General features: G+C 51.0%; 17 protein-coding genes. 5 read left to right on the top strand and 12 right to left on the bottom strand.

What is annotated here, in order from left to right:
• Window positions 1–279: 279 nt before the first annotated feature.
• From malQ to JSQ97_RS01600, 9 genes are all read right to left on the bottom strand, one after another.
• Entirely contained in the window at window positions 280–1,878 is a 1,599-nt protein-coding gene (malQ, locus tag JSQ97_RS01640; protein WP_205074449.1) for a 4-alpha-glucanotransferase, read from the bottom strand.
• Window positions 1,879–1,887: 9 nt separating this feature from the next.
• Window positions 1,888–2,304 carry an ArsR/SmtB family transcription factor gene (locus tag JSQ97_RS01635; protein WP_205074448.1) on the bottom strand — a complete coding sequence of 139 codons (417 nt, stop codon included), beginning with the start codon at window positions 2,302–2,304 and terminating at the stop codon, window positions 1,888–1,890.
• A gap of 371 nt (window positions 2,305–2,675) precedes the next feature.
• The gene (locus JSQ97_RS01630; protein WP_205074447.1) at window positions 2,676–3,449 is read right to left on the bottom strand and encodes a hypothetical protein; all 774 of its coding nucleotides are present in this window, start codon (window positions 3,447–3,449) and stop codon (window positions 2,676–2,678) included.
• 30 nt (window positions 3,450–3,479) lie between these two features.
• Window positions 3,480–4,160, bottom strand: coding sequence for a tetratricopeptide repeat protein (locus tag JSQ97_RS01625; protein ID WP_205074446.1), 681 nt, complete (start codon window positions 4,158–4,160; stop codon window positions 3,480–3,482).
• Between the two features lie 46 nt (window positions 4,161–4,206).
• On the bottom strand, window positions 4,207–5,754 hold the full coding sequence (locus JSQ97_RS01620) for a sigma-54-dependent Fis family transcriptional regulator (RefSeq protein WP_205074445.1): 1,548 nt from the start codon (window positions 5,752–5,754) through the stop codon (window positions 4,207–4,209).
• 20 nt (window positions 5,755–5,774) lie between these two features.
• Complete coding sequence (gene rpsA / locus JSQ97_RS01615) at window positions 5,775–8,132, bottom strand: 30S ribosomal protein S1 (protein ID WP_205074444.1); 2,358 nt, start codon at window positions 8,130–8,132, stop codon at window positions 5,775–5,777.
• 153 nt (window positions 8,133–8,285) lie between these two features.
• The gene (locus JSQ97_RS01610; protein ID WP_205074481.1) at window positions 8,286–9,008 is read right to left on the bottom strand and encodes a pseudouridine synthase; all 723 of its coding nucleotides are present in this window, start codon (window positions 9,006–9,008) and stop codon (window positions 8,286–8,288) included.
• A 13-nt stretch (window positions 9,009–9,021) separates the two neighbouring features.
• The gene (gene scpB / locus JSQ97_RS01605) at window positions 9,022–9,561 is read right to left on the bottom strand and encodes an SMC-Scp complex subunit ScpB (protein WP_187384962.1); all 540 of its coding nucleotides are present in this window, start codon (window positions 9,559–9,561) and stop codon (window positions 9,022–9,024) included.
• 10 nt (window positions 9,562–9,571) lie between these two features.
• Window positions 9,572–10,393 carry a segregation and condensation protein A gene (locus JSQ97_RS01600; protein WP_205074443.1) on the bottom strand — a complete coding sequence of 274 codons (822 nt, stop codon included), beginning with the start codon at window positions 10,391–10,393 and terminating at the stop codon, window positions 9,572–9,574.
• Window positions 10,394–11,001: 608 nt separating this feature from the next.
• On the opposite strand from JSQ97_RS01600, the gene JSQ97_RS01595 reads away from it, so the two are divergent.
• The 3 genes from JSQ97_RS01595 (at window position 11,002) to nudC (ending at window position 14,461) form a co-directional block, all read left to right on the top strand.
• Window positions 11,002–12,744: a DUF5312 domain-containing protein gene (locus tag JSQ97_RS01595; protein WP_205074442.1), complete on the top strand. Its 1,743-nt coding sequence runs from the start codon at window positions 11,002–11,004 to the stop codon at window positions 12,742–12,744.
• On the top strand, window positions 12,741–13,547 hold the full coding sequence (locus tag JSQ97_RS01590; protein ID WP_205074441.1) for a purine nucleoside phosphorylase YfiH/LACC1 family protein: 807 nt from the start codon (window positions 12,741–12,743) through the stop codon (window positions 13,545–13,547). Before JSQ97_RS01595 ends, JSQ97_RS01590 begins: the two co-directional genes overlap by 4 nt.
• Before the next feature lie 167 nt (window positions 13,548–13,714).
• A complete protein-coding gene (gene nudC, locus JSQ97_RS01585; protein ID WP_205074440.1) occupies window positions 13,715–14,461 on the top strand; it encodes an NAD(+) diphosphatase in 747 nt (248 codons plus the stop codon).
• Here the strand turns inward: nudC and JSQ97_RS01580 are convergent.
• Together JSQ97_RS01580 and JSQ97_RS01575 are read right to left on the bottom strand one after the other, a co-directional pair.
• Window positions 14,458–16,005, bottom strand: coding sequence for a M16 family metallopeptidase (locus JSQ97_RS01580; protein WP_205074439.1), 1,548 nt, complete (start codon window positions 16,003–16,005; stop codon window positions 14,458–14,460). The two genes, nudC and JSQ97_RS01580, sit on opposite strands and share 4 nt — an antisense overlap.
• Window positions 16,002–17,477 carry a M16 family metallopeptidase gene (locus JSQ97_RS01575; RefSeq protein WP_205074438.1) on the bottom strand — a complete coding sequence of 492 codons (1,476 nt, stop codon included), beginning with the start codon at window positions 17,475–17,477 and terminating at the stop codon, window positions 16,002–16,004. The genes JSQ97_RS01580 and JSQ97_RS01575 overlap by 4 nt, the downstream gene beginning before the upstream one ends.
• A 132-nt stretch (window positions 17,478–17,609) precedes the next feature.
• Between JSQ97_RS01575 and JSQ97_RS01570 the strand changes: the two genes are divergently transcribed.
• Entirely contained in the window at window positions 17,610–18,758 is a 1,149-nt protein-coding gene (locus JSQ97_RS01570) for a P-loop NTPase (RefSeq protein ID WP_205074437.1), read from the top strand.
• A 3-nt stretch (window positions 18,759–18,761) separates the two neighbouring features.
• Window positions 18,762–19,742 carry a prolipoprotein diacylglyceryl transferase gene (gene lgt / locus JSQ97_RS01565; RefSeq protein WP_205074436.1) on the top strand — a complete coding sequence of 327 codons (981 nt, stop codon included), beginning with the start codon at window positions 18,762–18,764 and terminating at the stop codon, window positions 19,740–19,742.
• Window positions 19,743–19,932: 190 nt separating this feature from the next.
• On the opposite strand, the gene JSQ97_RS01560 is transcribed toward lgt, so the two are convergent.
• Window positions 19,933–20,772, bottom strand: a complete 840-nt coding sequence (locus JSQ97_RS01560) for an Rpn family recombination-promoting nuclease/putative transposase (RefSeq protein ID WP_205074435.1) — start codon at window positions 20,770–20,772, stop codon at window positions 19,933–19,935.
• Between the last annotated feature and the right edge of the window lie 83 nt (window positions 20,773–20,855).

Below are 20,855 nucleotides of genomic sequence, written 5' to 3'. Positions count from 1 at the left end.
TATCGCGCAAACTTTGCATTTTTACGCAGTTTTTTTTTAATTATTCGGACGAAGCCGATTTGCTATCCCGCCTTCCGTGATTCGCTCACGCTCTGCGTCCTCGCTTCGCTCCGGTCGCCGAGTCACTCCAGGCGGGCGTAGGTCGTATGCCTCATGCCCGCAATTTTAATAATCCTATCGCAAAAAGACCGCGCACCCCGCAAAAGAGAGCGGGAAATCCGTGTCCCCACGATACAATTCGCCTGCGCGCTCGCTGCAAGCCGCATAGGAAACTCCGTGCTATCCGCCGTTTCTTCCGTAGAGTTTGCTTAAAAAAGCAAGAGAGGCGGCCGCATCATCGGAGAGCGCATTCTCATCCATACGCCACATCCAATTTCCGCCCGCAGTCGAAGGTGTGTTCATGCGCGAGCCGTTGTCAAGGGCGAGAACGTCCTGCAGCGGGATGACGGCGTACGAAGCGGTCGATGCGAACGCTTCCCTCACGAGCTTTCCGCACAATTCGCCGCTTGTGACCATAGCCCGCGCATCTTCATCCGAAAGCGGCTTACCGCACACGTATTCGGCCGCACAGCGCACGACATCGTCTCTTTCTCGGAGGAGCCAGCCCTGCAGCGTATCGTTGTCGTGCGTGCCGGTATAGACGACGCAGCGTGCGCTTTCATATTCGTGGGGCAAAAAAGCGTTCGTCATATTTCCGCGCCGCTCTTCTTCAGGGTCGAATGCGAACTCGAGCACTTTCATGCCGGGAAAACCGCAGCTGTCGCGGAGAGCGCGCACTTCGTCGGTGATGACGCCCAAATCCTCCGCGATGACGGGGATATCGCCGAGAGAAGCTTTGACGGCGGCAAAAAAATCCGCACCGGGGCAGCTTACCCACATACCGTTTACCGCAGTCTCTTCCCCATACGGAACAGACCAATAAGATTCAAAGCCGCGGAAGTGATCGATACGGATGCAGTCGACAAGTTCGAGCGCGCGCCTTATGCGCGAAATCCACCACGCATATCCGTCTTTTTTCATCGCATCCCAGTCGTAAAGCGGATTTCCCCACAGCTGTCCCGTTGCCGAAAAATAATCGGGCGGCACTCCCGCCACCCGCGTCGGAAAACCGTTTTCATCGAGCTGAAACAGTTTTTGATTCGCCCACACGTCCGCCGAATCGGGAGCGACAAAGATCGGAATATCGCCGATGATGTCGATACCGAGTGCATTGACATAGCGCTTCAATTCTCCCCACTGTACCGCAAAAAAGAACTGTATCGCTTTAATAATTTCGATATCTTCCGCATGCTCTCTCTCCCACGTTTCGACCGCTCGGGGCTCGCAGGCGGCGAGTTCTTTCGGCCACGAAGTGTTCCACACCGCGTTCTCTCCGAGCGCATTTTCATCCTGCGTTTTTTCTTTTTCGCCGAAAAAATTTTTTACGCTCATAAAGACGGCGTAAGTGTCGAGCCACGCCCTGTTATCGTTTTTAAAAGACGCGAAGGCATCCCGATCGGCGCCGCTCGCATGCGCCAAAAAATAACGAGCGCATTTTGAAAGAGAGGGCAGCTTCCATCGAACGACGGATTCAAAATCGACCGGCCCGTCGCAGCGTATAGAGTCGGGCGGGATCGTATCGTCCGCACTCGCCCGGCCGCTTTCGGCAAGCAATTCAAAATCGATGAGGAGCGGATTTCCCGCGAAAGTCGAAAAGGATGCGTACGGAGAATCACCGTAGCCGGTCGGACCGAGCGGCAGTATCTGCCACAGCTTTTGATGCGAGCGATGCAGCCAATCCGCAAATCGGTATGCGCTCTTTCCGAGCGTTCCGATACCGGGACTTCCCGCAAGGGATGTCGGATGCAGGAGGATGCCGCTTTTTCGTGAAAATGTCATAGCGCGATTTTACTTTTTTTGCACTTCATCCGCAAGCAGATAATCGTCGCGGGCGATCATCCACGGAGCCTTTTCCTTTATCGATCGCATATCGATTCCGGAAACGAGTTTTTCGATGGACGTAAGCAAATCCTTCAACTTGTCAAGCGTATTTTGAATATAAATAAAATAATAAACGCTCGTCCCTTTTTTGTGACTCGTGATGATACCCGCATCTTTGAGGATTTTCAAATGATGCGATATCGCCGGCCGGGAAAGATGCGTTTTTGCGGTAATCGCCGCGACATCCATGCCGTCGAGTCCCGCTTCCGCGAGTATGAGGACGATGCGCTGCCGCATTTCATCGCCGAGTGCGGCAAAATACGGCTTACACACGATAAATTTTTTCCAAATCCGCTGAACTTCAGCGCGAAAATCCTTAACCATAGCTTCCCGCTTCACTCGATCATAAACTGCTGCATTTTATTCATCAAATCAGTTTAAACGTTTATTCGTTTAAGTATATGATACAGTATACACCTGACGGCGAACTTTGTCAAACACTGCGCATTTCGGTTGATTTTTTACGTGAAGAAATACGAGGCCGATTCGAGGCCGCTGTCATTATCCTAAGTTTCAAAACCTTGTCAAAAAATTTTTACAAGATGGGAATCGGCACATTGCAGCGGTGCATCGTTAAACCCGAACTGCGCGAGAGCAGCGGTAGCAACAAAGGCGATCCATGAAAATGATTACAAACGCGCGCCGTATCGTTAAATCCGATCTGCGTAACGCGATACGAACGCGTACTGTCGGCGTCAGTTATCCTCTGAAACAGCATTGACGGCGACGGTTCCGAGATGCAGCACTTTACTGTAATAGGTCGTATACGTCGTATCGCGTCCGACGGAAAGGGCGTACATATCGACAAAATAAGTATTGGGATACGAGCTTGAAAATCCGGAACTCGAATAATTGTAGTCGTCGTCACCCGATGCGGGTTCGGGGTCTTTCGCGCCCGTCCTGCCGAAATCGAAGGAGTTCCGGTTACCTTCCCGTTTCGGCACCATCGTCGCAACGATACTGCTGTCGCCGGCATAACCGATGATGATCTTTGCCTTATAACGAGCATCATTCTGATAATTCGTCAGGCGAATATAAATGCGTCTGTCCGCACCGGTCGATGCGATGAGCGGAGTTGTCGTTCCCGAAGCGGTTCCGAGCTCGCGGTATTTGTACGTATTGATAAGTAATGTCGCCGCAGCCGAATATTCGGTCGAATTGTTTGCACTGCTCAGCGCGGAAGTAACGCTGCCGATCGATTCGTAGCGATTGTAGATTTTATAATAAACGGCCGTTCCCAGAAAATCAAACGAAGTGCTCATACTCGAGTTGCCGGTTTCGTTCGTCACAAAATCGAAATATTTATTGTCATACGTCGTATCGGCATTCGGCGTGTTGTATATACGAAAGGGCGCTTCGAGCACGTAATACTCTTCCAGTCCGCAGCCGAAAAAACAAAGGCAGCACGCTGCAAGAAAAAACAATTCGTATACATGACAGTTTTTCCGCATGCCGCCGCCCATTCTCATGTAAAAAAAACAATTATATCGATATATCCGTTACTCGGTTTTGCCTTCGGCTTTCAGCGCGATAAGGCGCGTTTCGGCAAGATTCGTCCACGCATCTCCGAGCGCGCCTGCGGTGAGTTTAGCATACGCTTCCGCCGCTTTTTTATAATCGCCGAGCGTTTCGTACGTGCGCGCTTCGGAAAAACGCGCGTGCGACGCGAGCGGAAAATCCTTCACGTCCGCAGCTTTTCCGTAACTCGCCGCCGCATCGGAGAGGTTTCCGGTATTTTCATCGCAGACGGCGATATTGTAATACGCAAGCGGCGCCGTATACGACTTCGCACCCTTCGCTGCGGCAGCCGTCCAATAAGCTTTTGCCGCCGCATAATCCTTTCGCCCGTACGCGATGCCGGCAGCGAGCATATTCGCCCTCACGCCGACGATGCCGCCTCTCGTAAGATAAGGCGTAAGTTTCGTCATTGCATCGCTTCTCCGCGTTTCGATTTCCGCATCCGAAAGAGGATCCGAATCGTTCGTGAGATCGTATTCTACGGTATCGACAAATGAAATGCCTTTCGTCGTCGAAGACGAAACGACGGCGGCGGATATGCCGTATACGACTATCGCACCGATGACGACGGCCGCCGAAACGATGATCTGCATGCGATGGCGCATCATAAACTGCGAAAGACGTTCGCCCGCAGTCGCTTTTTCAAATTTTTTTTCAATCATATTTACTCCCGATAATCTCGCTTTTATCATACTTCCGTATTCACATCTATTCCGACAGTTCTTCGCGGTCGCGAAGGTCGCTCAGCAGGCGCGAAACATAAGTCCGCTGAATGCCGAGTATTTTTCCCGCTTTCGTTTTATTCCAAGCGGTCTCTTCCAAAATTTTCCGCACGTAGGCGCTTTTAAATTTATTGACCGCTTCTTTGAGCGAACGGTCGCCGCTCACGTCCGACGCGTATTCCTCCGCCATGCACTCGATTTCGTTTTTCCCGCTTCCGCGCTCTTCATAACCGATGCGGAGATCGAGCGCATTGATAAGAGGCGGTGTACCGAGTACGCATGCGCGTTCGATCGAATTTTCGAGTTCGCGGATGTTCCCCGGCCAATAATACGAATAAAGGGCATCCATCGCCGACCGCGAAAAGCCGGTAAAATTCTTTTTCGTTTCGCCCGAAAACTTTTGCAAAAAGAAATCGGCAAGAGCGGGAATATCCTCTTTCCGTTCGCGAAGCGGCGGCACTTTTAAAGGTATGCCGCTCAAGCGAAAGTACAGATCGCTTCGGAACTTTTGCTCGCTCATCATCGCTTCGAGATCGCGGTTCGTTGCGGCGACGATGCGCACGTCGACGGACACGGTTTTGCTCGACCCTACTTTTTGAAACTGCTTCGACTGTAAGACGCGCAAAAGTTTTGCCTGCAGTTCAAGCGGCATCTCGCCGATTTCATCGAGAAAAATCGTTCCGCCGTCGGCCGTTTCAAAGTAGCCCTTGTGATCGGCTTTCGCGTCGGTAAACGCGCCTTTTACGTGCCCGAAAAGCTCGCTTTCGAGCAGCGAAGGAGAAAGAGCTGCGCAGTTGACCCGCACGAAAGGCTTTCCCTCCCGATCGCTTTTTTTGTGTATCTGTTCGGCGACGAGTTCTTTTCCGACGCCGCTTTCGCCGGTTATGATGATCGAAAGATTCGTCTTCGCGATACCGTCGATCATCTTCAGCAGATCCAATATGACAGGGCTTTTTGCGATAAACGGATGATAATCGCTCCCCGATGAAATCGTATTTTGCAGCGCGGAAATTTTATTCTGCGCGGACTGATACTTCGCCGCGTTCCTGTACGCTATGCCCGCCTGATTGCACAGCATATTGAGTATTTCAAGATCGTCGTCGTCGAAATACACTCCGCCCGCTTTGTTTATCAATTCGATAACGCCGATGCACTCGTCGCCCACGCACAGCGGGACCGCTATCATCGTTTTGGAAACGTAGCCGGTTTTATGCTGCACGTGATCGGAAAAGCGCGGATCTCGTGCGACATCCCGCAGGATGAGCGGCTGCCGATGAGCTGAAACCCAGCCGGCAATGCTGCTTTTGTCGACGGGAATGTCTTTCGCTTCCGCCCCTTTCGGCCCCAACGCGATGACGAATCGAAGCGTACCGTCGGCGTTTACGAGCAGCAGCGACGACGACTCGCAGTGAACGAGACGCATCGCCGCTTCGAGAATGTATGCGAGTAGCGCGTCCAAATCCGCGTAATTCGAATTGATCCTGTTGTTGATTTCGATGAGCGTATTCAGTTCATCTAAACCAATCGAAGTCATCTCGGTTTTCGGTAAAATTATTAATCTTTTTTCTGCGTCTGCAGAAAGTCGCCGAACGTATAGGCGCCGTCGTTTTCATCGGGCTTTGCGATATACTGGGAAATGGCCGCCCGCTCCTGCGCCTTTTTGAATTCGCGCACGGAAAAAGCGATCTTTTCTTTTTCGACGTTGACATCGACGACGTACACATTGATCTTGTCGCCGACTTTATAATTTTTTACCGCCTCTTCAAAAGGTACGTTGCGGTCTTCACTCAAATTCGTTTTATTGACAAGACCTTCGATGCCTTCCGGCGCTTTGACGAAAATGCCGAATTCCGTGATCGACGTGATCTCGCCTTCGAGCGTCGAACCGGGTTTATGCGCGTCGGCAAAGAGCTTCCACGGATTGTCGGTAAGCTGCTTGATACCGAGCCGGATACGGTGGCTTTCCGCATCGTTTTCGATGACGACCGCTTCCACTTCTTGATCCTGTTCGAGTTCGCTTCCGGGGTGCTTGACTTTTTTCGTCCACGAAATATCGTCGCCGTGCAAAAATCCATCGATGCCGTCTTCAAGTTCGATAAAGGCGCCCGCATTCGTGATCTTTACGACTTTGCCCTTTATGCGCGTGCCGACCGGATATTTTTCGCCGATCGTATCCCACGGATTCGCCGTCACCTGCTTTAAGCCCAGCGATACGCGACCGGCTTGAATATCGTAGCCGAGGATCATGCATTCGACTTCGTCTCCGACTTTTACCATGTCGGACGGCTTGTTGACTTTTTTCGTCCACGAAAATTCGCTTATGTGCACAAGACCTTCGATGCCCTCTTCAAGTTCGATAAAGGCGCCGAAATCGGTAAGCTTCGTCACTTTGCCCTTTACGACATCGTTGACGTGATAGGTATCTTCAAAGTGCATCCACGGATCTTCGGTAAAGTGCTTGAGCGAAAGGTTGATGCGCTTTTCGGCTTCGTCCATGCGGATCACTTTGAGCTCGATCTCCTGCCCTTTTTTGACAAAATCTTTCGGGCGGGCGACGTGCCCCCAGCTCATATCGTTTATATGAAGCAGACCGTCGAATCCGCCCAAGTCGATAAAAGCGCCGAAGCTTGTAAAGCTTTTTACGGTACCCTTTACCGTGTCGCCGATCTTTACGTTCGAAAAGAATTCGTCGCGGGCTTTATCGATCTGCTCTTCGAGATATTTTCTGCGGTTGACGACAACGTTCGCTTTATTGTCGGAGTACAGCCGTTCGATATACATTTTGCTTTCGGTACCGATGAGCGATTCGGGCTTTTCGACCTTTTGGCTGTCGGACTGGCTGATCGGCAAAAACGCGTGTATGCCGCCGCCCAAATCGACTTCGAAGCCGCCTTTCACGACCTTCGATACAGTGCCGTCTATAGGCGTTTTATCTTTGAACGCTTGGGTAATGTCTTTCCACAAGCGCTTTTCATCGGCTTGCCGTTTGGAAATCTCCGGACCGTTTTTGCCGAATTTATTGACGAGTTTAACCGTAACCGTATCCCCGACTTCCGGCACCTTTGAGCCGAACTCCGATTTGGGGATCCTGCCTTCCGATTTGCAGTTTACATCGACAAATACGGTATCGTCGGTAACCGCGACGACCGTTCCGTCGACGAGCTGTCCGTTTTCCGGCGTGCTCAAACTGTTCAGAGATTCTTCTAATTGTGTCTGGAACTTATCCTTGGAGTCCTGGTTTTGTTCCTTTTCCACTTCCTGTGTTTCCATCTTTGACCCTTTTTCGTGAATTTGATTTAATATTATCTCACAAACTTTCTCTATCGTCAAGGTGGATGTATCGATATATACGGCGTCGGGAGCAATGACGAGGGCGCCTTCTTTTTTGTTTTTATCGATTTCGTCGCGCTTTTTTATCGCTTCTTTGATCTCTTCGAGCGTCATACCGCTCACGCCCTGTTTGAATCTCCGCTCCGCCTGCACGTCGAGCGACGCGTCGAGATAGAATTTACACTCGGCATCGGGAAATACGACGGTCGTCATATCACGTCCTTCCGAAACGATGTCGAGCGATTTTGTTAATTCGCGAAGGCGGGCGTTGACCAAACGGCGCACTTCGGGAAACGCGGACACGCCCGCCGCATGAGCGCTCACTTCGTCCGAGTGCAGTAAGGATTCGACGTCATCGCCGTTTAGAATCAAATGCGAATCGACGTAATCGAGTTTTTGTTTTTTGCAAAAATCGACGACCGTCCGTTCGTCGTGCACGTCGATGCCGCTTCGCAAAATTGCGAGCGTGAGCGCGCGATAAAAGCTTCCGCTGTTTAAAAACGTAATGCCGAGCTTTTTCGCAATAAGAGATGCGATCGTGCTTTTACCGGTACCCGCCGGTCCGTCTATCGCAATAACCATATATCCTCCCATAAAAACTTTTGCAGGAAATTAGAGCCTTCGGCTCGTTCTGCAAAGAACTGATTCTACGTGTCCGCTTTCGCGGACTTCGAATCAATTTCCGAAAAAGTTTTTGGCCGTGCACACTGACGCACAGCGTATATCCGCGCCTTTCTAAAATCGCTCCGTTCCCGAATTTTTGCACAGTGCGAGAAGACCGCGCACTTCGCCCTTCGTTAGATCGCGGAACTCGCCGCGTTTAAGTCCGTTGACCGTTACATTCCCGATCCGCACGCGCTCAAGCGATTTGATGCCGACTTGATAATATTCGAACACTCGCCGTATCTCGCGGTTTTTGCCTTCGATCAAAACGATGTGCATTTTTCGTGCATTGCGTTCTTCGGCTTTGATGCAGCGGTAAAATACATTGTCTATGCGGATGCCCTTTTCAAAATCGGCTGCAAGCGTGCGCGGGATATGCGTACTCGTTTCGACGGCGTATTCCTTTTCGAGTTCCGCCGACGGATGAGAAAGGGTTGCCGCAAAGCCTCCGTCGTTCGTAAAAATTATCAATCCGGTGCTGAACATATCGAGGCGTCCGACATTGTACAACCTTTCGGCGTATGCGGATTTTAACAAATCGGATGCGACGGGTCTCCCCTTTTCATCGGAAAGAGAACACACATAGCCTGCAGGTTTATTGAGAAGCACGTAGCGGAACTCTTTTTCGGGCGAAACGATCTTGCCGTCGACCGCCACTTTATCGGCGGACGACACTTTCGTACCGAGCGTCGTAACGATTTTTCCGTTTACCGAAATGCGGCCGGACGCGATGTACTCTTCCGATGCGCGGCGGCTTGCGACACCCGATCGAGCAAGGTATGCCTGCAGCCTCATCGGAAACGAAAAGTCAGCGGGCAAGCTCGAACCTCTCGGCTTCGTCTTCGTCGAGCTTCGGCAATTCGGATATGCTGTTCAAACGGAAAAATTTTAAAAATTCTTTTGTCGTGCCGAAGAGCACCGGTTTTCCCGGCACGTCTTTTTTGCCGACTTCTTTTATTAAATTTCGCTCCGAAAGCAGACGGATCATATTGTCGGCGGACACGCCTCTGATCGCTTCGATTTCGCCGCGGGTGATCGGCTGCGAATACGCGATGATCGAAAGCGTTTCCATAGCCGAGCGCGAAAGCTTTCCTTCGCTTTTGGAACCGTAGCGTTCCCGCAGCGCTTGCCACAATTCTTTTTTCGGAACGAGCGACCAGCCGCCGGTGATCATCTGCAGTTCGATACCGCTCGACTTTTCGGCAAGGCGTTCTTTTAAAGCGTCGATACACTTTTTGACGACTTCGCTCGAAAGCTGGGAAATATTTGCAAGCGAACGCTCGCTCACGGGTTCGCTTTCGAGAAAGAGGATCGTTTCGATCAATGCCGTTTCTTTTTCAAGCTCCATACCGCTTCAATCACCCCTGTACACTTGCACTGCCGGCACCCGAAACCGAAGCCGCCGCGTGTTCTTCTTTCAGTCTGCATATCTTTATATCACCAAAGAGCCTGTTTTGGAAGACGGCGATCATCCGGTCTTTTACCGCTTCGAGCAGCGCCATAAACGAACAGATGATATCCATTTCGTTTCCCGGCCTCGTGATCAAATCCGTAAACATGCACTCGCCCGCCTCTTCGAGCTTTTCGTTCATGAGCGTGATCTTTTCGTTGATCGAAATCTCTTCGTACATGTTCAGTATCTTTTCGTTCGAATACTGAGAAACCATGTCGCGGAAAATCCGCTGCATCTGCTGAAGGAGATCCCACGTATCGATCTGCTCCCAGATGCCGTCGTCTTTGTCGAAAGGCAGCACGCGCTGGATCTTCGCGCGCTCGAAATTCCACTCCGACGTATCTTCCTGCTCTTCCATAAGCGCGGACAACCGCTTGAATTTTTGATATTCGATAAGGCGGTCGACGAGCTCCTGCCGCGGATCTTCGTCATCGTCGTCATACTCGATTTCAACGGGGAGCAGCATACGGCTTTTGATATAGAGAAGCTTCGCCGCCCAACTGTAAAATTCCGACAGATCGCCCAAATCGGTCTGCACCGCATAATCGAGATATTCAAGATATTGATCGGTGATCTCGGCTATCGGAATATCGTAGATATTGACTTTGCTTTCCCTGATAAGCGTCCACAATAAATCGAGCGGGCCTTCGAATTCACCCGCCGTATAGCTGCGCTTTACTTTTGCCGTATCCGCCGTTTTTTGGAGTACCGACTGTTCTTCCGCCATTTTATGCCTCTCGAAACATCAAACGCCTGCGAGGAAATTACCCCGCGTGTTCCGCTGTAAAGTATGGGGCGGCAGCGTGTATTAAAATAGCCGTCCCATAAAACAGCACAGCGAGTAAATCTTTAATTTGGGAACCGTACATCCGTTTTCAGTGTACAGATTCCTTACCTCAACTATCGGCAAAACGGCATAAAATCTCAACCTCCGGAACGATAAAAAAAATCAGGGAAATCGTCGGAAAATCGAAGCTTTCGGACAAGGAGAAAATTTAAAAAATTTTGCTTGCATTATTTGAAATCTGTGGTATACTTACAAGCGGTGAAAGGGACAGAGCGTGAGAAGCACGCCGGAACGGTTAGCGCCGTTGAGGACGAGCGGTAAGGAGGGCAGCCTATGGTTGAAAATCCCCCGTACACAGCTGTCTTGGATCACTGATATTCAGCCGGTCGGAATGACCGCGCATGAAATGAAGGTCGGCAAAAGAACGCATACAGCGCGCTTATTGCCGTGACCGCAAATGCCGGCGTTATGCCGGCTTTTTTGTCGTATGGCAACCGGACAATCGAAACTCGACATTCGCTCCGATATAAAGTACACTGGCAAGCGATATGTTGAAAAACGAAGCGTTCAACAATTCTTTCGATAAACTCGTCTCCGGTATAAGTGCGGAAGAACGGCGGTTTTTGCTTGAAAGGCTGAAACAGGAAACTGCGGCTTTGCCTCCGCAGCCGCTTTCGGTTCCGGCAGAACAGGCATCCGACACGAGAACGCTCCAAGTCCGTATACAAACCGAATCGCCTTTGTATCGTTTCATTTTATGGCTGCGCGCGCTGCTTACGAATCAAAGCCGGGAGACGCTCTACAATAAAGACGTTATGGCGGATACGGCGCGAAAAATCGCCCGTGCGCATCCGGGCTTGATCGATTTTCCGCACGGCGTATTGGAATCAATCTTTTACGAAAAACTCAAAGACATTCATGACTGCGCTTCTTTTTTCAAACCCTACATCGCCGCGGCATATGAGAACTCCGGCGAATTCTACGTTTTTTTAAGTACCTTCGTCGCGCCCGAAATCGCGGAACACATCGACAACGAAGCCGATCCCTATGCGATCCCGTTCGACCGGCCGCTCACGAACGAACTGCGCGTTTCACTTGCACGCAAACTCGATGCGGCGATCCGCGACATTTCAAGCGAAGCAAAGGCGAATATGTACGAAGCGGTGCGCGCCGTAGAATGGCTGAGGCAGTTTACCGCTCTGCCGTATCTGCACTTTCTCGCGCAATTTACCGCGATCGCATCGAGCTCGCACACCTGTCCCTTCGGAAACGCGCACACCGATTACGCATCCTTCGCGCGAGTGCTGTCGAACGGGGTATCGATTTCAAACGAAGTGCTTGAAAGCCTCTTTTTCTTCGTTCAGCGAAAAGCGACGCGTACGCTCGCCCTCGATGCCGACTCCGAAAAAGCGCTGAAAGATTTTTTGAAAAAAGCGGCGGCGACGCTTTCAAGCATACGTATGTTTATCGAAACCGTCCCGCTTGTTCCGATCGGACGGATCGTACACGGAAACTGTACGTGGTTTCCGGAGCCGTTCGGAGGAGCGGAAGACTGGTCGATAAAATTCCGCGGTCAATGGAAAGCGATCTTCGACGAGAGGTGGAATTCGTGGCTCACCGACAGAAAAAAACATCAGCTCGTCGATTCTCTTTACGTGCATTTCGGACTGCAGGAATTTCCCGAACTGCCGTACCGCCCGTGGGCGTCGCTGTGGGGAGGCATTCCGTTCCGCTGCGAAATGACGGCGGGATTTTTAGCGTGGTTTGCTTCGAATAAATACGGAGAAGCGATGCCGACGCTTACGACGCTCATGCTTGAAGGCATCTTTCTAAAAAACGAAAACCGCATCGAATTTTCCGAAGCCGTCAACGATTTCGCCTCGACAAATAAAAAAATCGAAGCGTTTACCGAATCGCTTGCCCCGCGCGGTACGAAGGGTATCGTATTCGAAAGCATCGCATCCGAACATATACGCTCGCTGAAGGGACAGGAGCGTATCGACTCGTTGATGCTCGCAATCGAAGCGGAAGTCCGTGAACTCGGCAGCGCCTTCTGCAAAGAATGCCGCACGATCGAAAATATTTTTTCCGGCATCTTTAACGAAAGCAAAAGCGCGGACTACGACGTTCTGCAGAACTTCATGACGATTCAAGGACGCGACAATCAGGATTTCAGAGACAAAATGCTCGACGTACGAAGCTTACTGCAAAACGCGTTCAAGCTTCTCGCGGAAATCGAACCCTTCAATTTACCGCGCGAAGCCCCTTCCGATGCGGCGGCGGCAGAATGACTCGCATCACCCTCTCGTGCGAAGAGCGATACGCCGTACGCCCCTTTTACGCAGACGGTAAACCGCTCATGCACGATGCGCCCTTTTGGGGCATGACGCTCAAAAAAGCGGGAAGCATGCGATTCCGCTGGAACGAAACGAATGGAACGCGCGATACGCTGCTTAAAGAAATCGCATCGGGCGGAAGCGCTTCGCAAAACGGTGCGCCGTGTGATCCCGTTCCGCTTGAACTCATCCATTCGAAAATCGTATACTCCGTCTCATCCGCCTCCGATACGTACGGCTTACAGGGCGACGGCATCGTCACGGCACATACGTCGCTCATGCCCGTCGTCACGGCGGCGGACTGTATGCCGATATTTTTTTATGAACGGGAACGCGGCGTCTTCGGCGTCGCCCATTCGGGATGGAAGGGAACGGGAATCGTTACGGAAGCGATCGCCGTAATGCGGCGAATATACGGAACCGATGTAAAAAACTTATCCGTCGCGCTCGGTCCGCATATACGAAGCTGCTGTTATATCGTAGACGAAGAGCGCGCATCGTATTTTAAAAAGAACTTTTGCGACGATTGTGTACGCGAATACGAAAGCGGATATGCAAATGCAAAGCGCTACCGGCTTTCGCTTGAAAAAGCAAATCTTTCACTCCTCGAAGCCTCGGGCGTCCGCGACGAAAATATCGCCGTATGCGATGACTGCACGGGATGCGACGAGCGCTTCGGATCGTTCAGGCGGGAAACGGGCGGCGACGTGCAAAAACCTTTTACCGTACAGGCCGCCTTTTGCGGATGGATCCGCTGAGTGCGCGCGTACAGCGGACAGCATAAAAACTCGATTTTGAATTTCATAAGGCCGCTCGAAACGACAGCGTCCGCTCTCCCTTCCGCTCATTATCAATTTTCGTTTTTGCCGCGAGATACAGTGCAACATTTACAAAAGAGCATCCGCTCGATATAGTAAGCCTGTCTATGGACTACTATATTTTCCGCAGCAACGACTTGCTCGTACGTAAAGATTCGCACGCACTTCCCGACGAAAAAGCGTGGCGCGCTTTGCGCGAATCGAACTCCGTTCGCGATATTTTTTCGGAAACGCCGTACGCATACACAGCCGCCCTCCTTCAAGACGGCACAGTCGATGAAAATTACGAACTCATCCCGATCCGAAGCTATTTTGCCGAACACGACGAAAGCGAAGGTACCCGTGCCGCACGCGCAAAGGGAATGCTCTCATGGCGGCGCACATACAATTTTTGCCCTTCCTGCGCCGCCCCTCTCACCGACGACGAAAAGCTTTCCGCGCGAAACTGTACGAATTGCGGCGCACAGTTTTTTCCGCGCATCGAACCGTGCGTCATCGTACTGGTAACAAAGGGCGATAAACTCCTCCTCGCAAAACACCGAGGCCGCAATCAAAATATCCATACGTGTATTGCGGGTTTTATCGAAATCGGTGAAAGCGCGGAACAGGCGGTCGTACGCGAAGTGCGCGAAGAAGTCGGCATCGAAATAAAAGACCTGCGCTATGTCGGAAGCCAGGGCTGGCCCTTTCCCGACCAGCTTATGCTCGGCTTTCGCGCCGAATATAAAAGCGGCGACATACGAGTGCAGGAATCGGAACTCGTCGAAGCGAAGTGGTTTACGAAAGACGCGCTTCCGCCTTTCCCTAAACAAGGGAGCATGGGCTGGCGCCTCATCACGGGCGTATACGGCTAGAATTTAATATTACCGATATCTTCCGGGCCGACGACGCAAAACCACCGGCCGCCGCCTGCAGCCCAATATTTTCGGAATGCGCGGAGCACATCGTCGGCGCTCACCGAAAAAAGTTCGGCGATTTTTTCGTCGTACGCATACGGGTCGCCGAACATGAGGAGGCTGTATGCGAGGCGCGAAGCGACGCCGGCGTTCGTCACGGACGAAGCGTAAAACGAATTGACATATTGATTTTTATAGCCTCGAAGCCTGTCGGCTACGGACGAAAAAAGATACGTGCCGTCGTCGTTTTTTCCGTCGATCACTTTGCCCGATGCGAAAATCGATTGGGCTTCTTTTTCGTAGCGCACGACGTTCGCCAAATCGCTCGCCTTAAATATATACACGTTCGCAAGTCCCGCCCGCATCGGAGTGACGGATGCGCTCGGCGAATAGCACGCGCCGTATTTTTCCCGCACGACGTTGAAAAGCACTTGTGAATACATGGAAGCGGCAAGGGAGGCAGCAAGCATATCGTCGTCAAAGAGCGAGGGGCCGCTCACCGCTTTTTCAAGATAGCCCGTGCCGGAAGCGGCTTTGCTTCCGATGACGATCGGTTCTCCCGATACGGTAAGCGGCGGCACATCGGGGGAGAGAAGATCGTACGACTGAGAGGGGATCGAACCGAAAGCGGCGTCGAGCTTTTTTAATAATTTTCTTTCATCGTAATTTCCGACCGCGACGATCATAATGCGACGCGCGTCCGTATCGCGCTCGTGCAGCAAGCGCATCGCTTCGACTGTTATATTGCCGATCGATTCGGGTTTTACCGACGAGCTTGCCGCATAGGGATGATCTTTAAAAATCGTCCGCGTCATTCGATAGGCGAGCATGCTTTCAGGATCGCTTTCGAAGCGCTGCATTTCCTGCGCGTAATCGGTCATAAGATTTTTATACTGCTGCGAATCATACGAAGGATGCAAAAACGCATCCGCAAAAACCGGCAGCACTTTGTCGAAATAATAATCGATACAGCTCATCGAAAGGACGGCGCCTTCACGCGAAACCTGCGGCAGAATCGAAAAGCCCGTTTCGTACGCGAGAGCGCGGAGTTCGTCGTATGTGTACTTTTCCGAACCGCGAGTCATCATATCGAAGAGCGCCTTTTCCAAACCGGACGTTTCGGGAGAGAGATAGGAAGTTCCTCCTTTGACGATGACGGAAAGAGAGAGTTTTCTGTTCGCAGTGTTTTTTCGGACGTAGAGCGGGATGCCGTTCGAAAGGTGGAGATGCCGCACATCCTTTCGGACGGGAACGCATCCCTCGGCGGCTTTCGCATTATCGGTTTTTACCGACGCGCACGAAAGGATAAAAGCCGAAAACAAAAGCGCACAGAACGGAATCGATATCCGCCGAAAGAAAGCGAACCTCGCGGAACGGATCGGCACGGGAACACGGCGCGGGAACCACGTGTGCCGAAAGAAAGCGTATCTCTCACCGCCGCGACCAGCGGACGCACGCGAATCGAAACAAACAAAAAACGAACGCATATAAGATCCTTTCATTTTACCGTCTCCGTATCTTTATACCAAAATGCGGTGTCGGCCGTGATCTCCGAAAAGCCCGCCGCGGCAAACGCTTCTTTTTGCTTTTCGTACACGGCGGGATTGACGAGCACCGTGACGAGCGCGTTACGCTCCGAAATATATTCCGTCAAAAAACGGTCGATATCGTTTTTATCGATTTTCATCATATTGTCGAGATAGCGATAATAATAATCCGCATCCGCAGTGATCCACCAAAAACGGAGACTCGTCTTTACGCGCTCGGCCGTTTCTGCGTCGTCGATAAAGGTATCCTTTATCTTTTGATATACGCGCGAAAACTGTCGCTTCGAAAAAATCGACGCGTCGCCCCTAATGCGCTCCACGATATTTTCCGTAAGCGTCGTATAAAAAAGAGCTGCGCGCTGCGGCAAATCGTTTTCAGGCGAAAGAAGCAAAGCGCCGAACGACAGCGTACTCGTCGCGCGAGTGGTCATATAGCCTTCCCACAGGTACTCGGGATCGGGAATGCCGAGCGCTTCGTTTTGCATCATCGTTCGAACGTAGATACCCTCGGGATCGTCGAAAAAGTAGCCGAGCATATCGGCGGTATAGGTCGCCTTTCTGTCATAGCCCGCATCGGGGCCGCGCCAGATGACGGACACTTGCGCCGTATCGATCGAAATCCGGTCGTAAGGCATAACACGGAAGGTCGTGTGCGAAAGCGGATCGACAGGCTGTTGTTCGATCGGCGGGACCCACGGATCCTTTCCGCGTTCCCACGAACCGTACAATTCCTTTGCAAGCGCATACACTGACTCGGGATTCACGTCGCCTGCAATAAAGAGAGAAGCGTTGTTCGGTATGTAGTAGGTTTTTTGAATCGCGCGGATCTGATCGAGCGTCGCATTCCGCACGACGGCGGGAGAGCCCGCAGGATCGCATCTCCACGGATATTTCGGAAAAAGCGTCTTTTGAATATCGTACCGGTAAATCGTGTTCGGGTCGGAAAGCCCTCCTTCGATTTCCGAAAGCACGACTTTTTTTTCGCGCTCGAATTCCGCTTCGTCCAAAAGCGGTGATCTGATCGCATAGCTCCAAAACTCCATCCCCTCTCGGAGCAGTGCCGACGGCACCGTAAAATAATAATTGACGCACTCCGCGCCCGTCGTACCGTTCCAATCGGGCACTCCCATATCGCTTATGGCGCGCTGCACGCTCGCGGCATTCGGATACTTCGCGTTGCCTTTGAACATCATGTGCTCGTAGAGATGAAAGAGTCCCGCGTTTTCGCTCGTCTGCGCGATACCGCCCGCCTTTACCGCGATTTCGATATATGCAAGAGGCGCCGCATGATTTTCGACGACGTATACGTCAAGTCCGTTTTCAAGCTTATAGCGGTGTACGTTTTTGAGCGGCGTTTTTTCCGCAAAAGAGAAAAAGACCGCCGACAGAAAAAAGAGAGTAAACACGGTGCGTTTTAAAAAAGTCATACCGGCAGTATAACAAAGGACGCACGGGCGCGCAACGACGGTATCAATATACGTTTCGGATAAAAGCGCATAATATTACAACATACGCGATCGCAACTATGCACAAAAGCGCACGTGTGTTATAATCGATGTATGCAAATCATTCCCGTTGCGAGCGGAAAGGGCGGCGTCGGCAAAAGCCTTTTGTCGGCAAACCTTTCGATTGCGCTCGGTCAGGCCGGCAAAAAAACAGTGCTTGCGGATTTGGATTTAGGCGCGTCGAATCTGCATCTTGCGATCGGTCAGCACGTGGATCCGGCGGCAAGCCTCGGCGCGTGGCTCACCGACAAAGGCGAATTCGAAGACATCATCGTACCGACCGATTATGAAAACGTGAGCTTTATCGCAGGCGACAGTCAGATCCCCGGTCTCACCTCTCTCAAGCCTTTTCAAAAGACAAAGCTCGTGCGCAGTTTTCAAAACATCGACGCCGATTACCTCATCCTCGACTTGGGAGCGGGAACGCATCAGATCATCCTCGATATGTTTTTGCTTTCCGCACAGGGCATCATCGTAACCGCTCCGACGGTCACCGCGACGCTCAACGGCTATCTCTTTCTCAAAAACGCCGTTTTCCGCCTCATGTACACGACGTTTAAAAAGGGAACGGCCGGATACGACAGGCTCGAAGCGCTGCGCAAAGATTCGACGTCGCTCCAGCGGCTGTATATCCCCAAATTGCTTGAAACCCTCGACAAAGCGGATCCTGAAAACACCGCGCTCTTTTTGTCACGCATGAAATCGTTCCGCCCGCGCCTCATCATGAATCTCATCGACGATCCGAAAGACGCGGACAAAGCGCAGCGCATACGCCGTTCGTGCAACCAATACCTCGGACTCGATATCGAATACTTGGGAATCATGTATCGCGATTCGCTGCAGGAAAAAGCGCTCGAATCGCAGCTGCCGATCATCATATACAAACCGCAGGCGGTACTTTCGCAGGCGATCTACCGCATCGCAGAAAAAGTGCTCGCGTCGGAAACGCATACCTTCGATGACGCCTATTCTCCCGACACGGACGGTGCCGAAACCTTCCAAACGGCGGAAGAAGAAGCGAACGAAGATTACGACTACAAACTGTCGGTCATCGACGATTTGGTCGGAAGCGGCACGCTCACGGTCGGAGAGCTCGCCGAGACGATCAAAACGCAGCAGTTCGAACTGACGCAGCTGAAAAAAGAAAACATATTGTTAAAATCGAAATTGGTGCAGGCTGCAGCCCAAGGCTTTAAGGTATAAGCGATGTTTTTACCCTTGTATTGCAATTACCCGTCGTGGATCCGTCCCGAAATTTTTCCGGGCATCCCCGTACTCGGCCTTTTGCGCTGGTACGGTCTCATGTACATATTCGCGTTCGGTACGGCGTTTTTCGTGCTGAAAAAAGAAATGCTGGAAGGCGCGCTCGACGGCAAAAATTACAAAGCGACCGAAGACGACATATTCGGTTTTATCGCTACGGGAATCGTGTTTTTGCTCATCGGCGCGCGCATCTTTTCGACCCTCGTCTACGATACGAGCGGTATGTACCGCGAACGGCCGTGGCTTATCTTTTGGCCATTCGACACGGTGACGCATAAATTCACGGGCCTTGCGGGCATGTCGTATCACGGAGGCCTTATCGGAGGCCTTATCGGTACGATCCTGTGGTGCAGGCGGCACAAAAAAAACACGCTCCAATGGATGGATGCGATAGCGGTCGCGATCCCCGCAGGCTACACATTCGGCAGGCTCGGCAATTTTTTAAACGGAGAGCTGTACGGAAGGATCACGACAATGCCGTGGGGGATCGTCTTTCCGCAAGCGGAAAAATTTTCTGCGAGCTTAAAATGGGTGCAGGATTTTGCGGCAAAGATATACATGGAAATTATGGGAGCCACCGTAAACCTTCCGCGCCATCCGAGCCAATTATACGAAGCGTTTTTCGAAGGCGTCGTACTGTTCGGCATATTGTGGTTTATCAGAAAACGTAAAAGGTGGGACGGCATGCTTTCGGCCGCATACGTTTTCGGGTACGGCGCATTCCGCTTCGTCATCGAATATTTCCGGGAGCCGGATGCGGATTTGGGTTTCCGCATCGGAAAGGATACGGCGTCTCCCGTCTATATGAACGCTTCGCTCCTCAATTTTTCAACGGGGCAAATCCTCTGCTTTTTGATGATGGTCTCAAGTATCGTCTTCGCCGTAGTTTCTTATTGTTACGCGAAAAGAAATCGGAAAGTATAAGATACTGTAAGCGATAAGCTTCGTTTGCAAAATTTGCACCGGGAACACGGCGGTTCCGTTGTCAACCGTTTGGAAGAAAAAACCGCCCCCGTAGCCGAAATTTTCTCCGACTTGAGAGCGGTCACTTATTTTAATGTGTAATTAGCCATTACCAATTACACATTAACCATTGAAATTACCAAATTACCGATTAGCTAATCGATTCCACTTCTTCTTGGCTAAGGCCGGTAGCTTGCATTATCTTTTTTACGGAATCGCCAAGCTGTTTTAAAATCCGTGCCGTTTCGAGAGCTTTTTGACGGGAACCTTCAGCAAGACCGAGCGATTTACCTTGCTGTATACCTTGCCGCAGCCCTTGCTGTATGCCCTGTTGTATGCCGTCTTTTCGTGCATCCATTTCAAATGCTTGTATTAACATATATTCTTTCCTCCTCTCTTCATTTTCTTTCAGTTCTTTGATATACCGTTCTATCTTGCGGATAAAGGGGCTGTCACTTGTTATGCCGTTCATGTATTCCAAAAAAGCCTTTAGTTCAGGATCAGGCTCCTTATCTGCCGCAGTGCTGTTGATAATGACCTTGGTTACGCCGTCCGCTAATACGATTACGTTATCTTCACTGCATACCGTTTTGAAGGTGTATACCGGTAAGCCTCTGTTTAGATAGTCGAACGGGCAAAAAAAGATGATGAATGAATCGGGCAAGTCGGTATAATGTCCGCCCTTTTCAAGGCTGCTTACATCAATAACCGATTGATAGTAGCGCAGACGCTTGGCAAGGTCTTGTTGATTTGTAGTTTGCATTTCTACGTCATACACGCTGCCGTTGCTGTCGGTAACCCACACATCAAGGCGTATGCCCTTTGCATAGCCTGCCTGGTCGAATATTTTTTGATAAGTTATATCGCTAATCGGCCCGATCGAGTCTGCAAGCACCATATTCAAAACCGTTGTACAGATAGACTTATCCTGCATCACCGCGCAAAACATATAATCGTCGGTAATCGTTAAATCATCAAACCGTTTTTGCATAGGCACCCTCTTGATTGTATTATACCACAGATTAAATAACTTTAAAAGCGTCGACTTTTTTAATATCGATTTTTTTAATTTAT

The organism is Treponema sp. Marseille-Q4523 (assembly GCF_016901105.1).
Lineage (GTDB): Bacteria > Spirochaetota > Spirochaetia > Treponematales > Treponemataceae > Treponema_D.
This window is presented reverse-complemented; position numbering and strand designations above follow the sequence as displayed.